Source organism: Thiohalocapsa halophila (genome assembly GCF_016583825.1).
GTDB lineage: Bacteria > Pseudomonadota > Gammaproteobacteria > Chromatiales > Chromatiaceae > Thiohalocapsa > Thiohalocapsa halophila.
This window is the reverse complement of record NZ_NRRV01000183.1, coordinates 1-1,378: the sequence shown is the minus strand read 5'-3', so window position 1 is coordinate 1,378 and position 1,378 is coordinate 1. Positions and strand designations below refer to the sequence as shown.

Here is a 1,378-nt window from a genome sequence, read left to right as displayed (position 1 = left end):
CGACGATCATCTACTGGGCGACCCGCATCGAGCAGGAACGGCGTCTCAGCGCGACGACGCGCGAGATTGCCCGGATGCTCGCGCTCGACGTGCGTTACCCCCTGCTGGTGTCCTCCGGGGCCGATGCCCGCCAGCACGCGGAGCAGGTCCTGCGCCTGCCCGACGTCGTCGCTGTGGACGTGCTGGACGAGGCGGGCGGTGTGCTCGCCTCCGCGTCGATAGACAATCTGGCAGGCGTCCGCCGGCAAACCACGGCGACGGTCGACGTCGTCTCCGAGCAGTTCACCTCCGGGCTCGATTTCGAGCAACACAGCCATGCGCCCGGCCGGAGGTTCGGTGCTGTCAGGGTCGGCGTCTCCAAAGACCGGGCGCATGCGGACAGCTGGGCCATCGCCTGGCAGGCGGCCCTGGGTCTGCTGGTCCTGACCGCGGTGCTGGCACTGTCCACGGTGCTGTTGTCGGTGCGGCTGTTCAGACCGCTGTCGCGGCTCGCACGGTTTCTCGAGACCGCCGGGCCCGTCGATGAGCCCCTGCCCAGCGTCGGTGAAGCGCAGGTCACCGAGGCGCAGGTGATCCATGCCGCGGTGCGCGGCATGCGCGCGCGCCTGGCCGAGGATCAGCGCCTGCTGCGCCGCTACGCAGAGGGGCTGGAGACCATGGTCGCGGAGCGCACGCGCGAGCTCGTCGCAGCGCGTGACCAGGCCGAGCGGGCCAATCACGCCAAGACCCTCTTTCTCGCGAACGTCAGTCACGAGCTGCGCACACCGCTGCAGGCGATCACCGCACTCGCGGGGATGGACGTGCCCGCTGCCGAGCGCCTGGGGCTGTCGCCGCGCCAGGGTATTCTCGCGGCGACCACGCAGCTCCTGGACCTGATCGAGCAGCTGCTCGTCCTTGCGCGGGCCGAATCGGGCATCCCCGTTCACTGCGCCTGTGAGCGGGTGCAGGTCGAGCGCATCGTCGCTGAGGCGCTCAACACCATCGAGCCGACGCTGAGCCCCGGTAATGCCCTGGCGATGACGCATCACGGCGCCGCGTCGACGGTGGTTCACTCCGACCCGACGCGGATCCGGCAGGTGCTCAACAACCTGATCCGCAACGCCGACCGCTACATGCAGAACGGCTTGATTCGCGTCGACGTCGACGTCGACGTCGACGCCAGCGCCGGCGACGCCGTGGTGATCTCCGTGCGCGACGACGGTATCGGCATCGCGGAGGCGGACCTGGCGCGCATCTTCGAGCCTTTCTACCAGGGGTCGACAACGCCCGATCAGGTCACGCCGGGTGGCGTTGGTCTCGGGCTCTGGCTCAGCCGGCACATCGCCGAGGCCTTGGGCGGTCGCATCGACGCCGAGAGTGCCCCCGGCGCGGGCTGTAC

At 69.8% G+C, this 1,378-nt stretch carries 1 protein-coding gene; it reads left to right on the top strand.

The window, feature by feature from the left end; translation table 11 throughout:
- Positions 1–74: 74 nt before the first annotated feature.
- Positions 75–1,378 (top strand): sensor histidine kinase (locus CKO31_RS25855; RefSeq protein ID WP_200243726.1); only part of this gene is annotated, 1,304 nt, incomplete at its 3' end.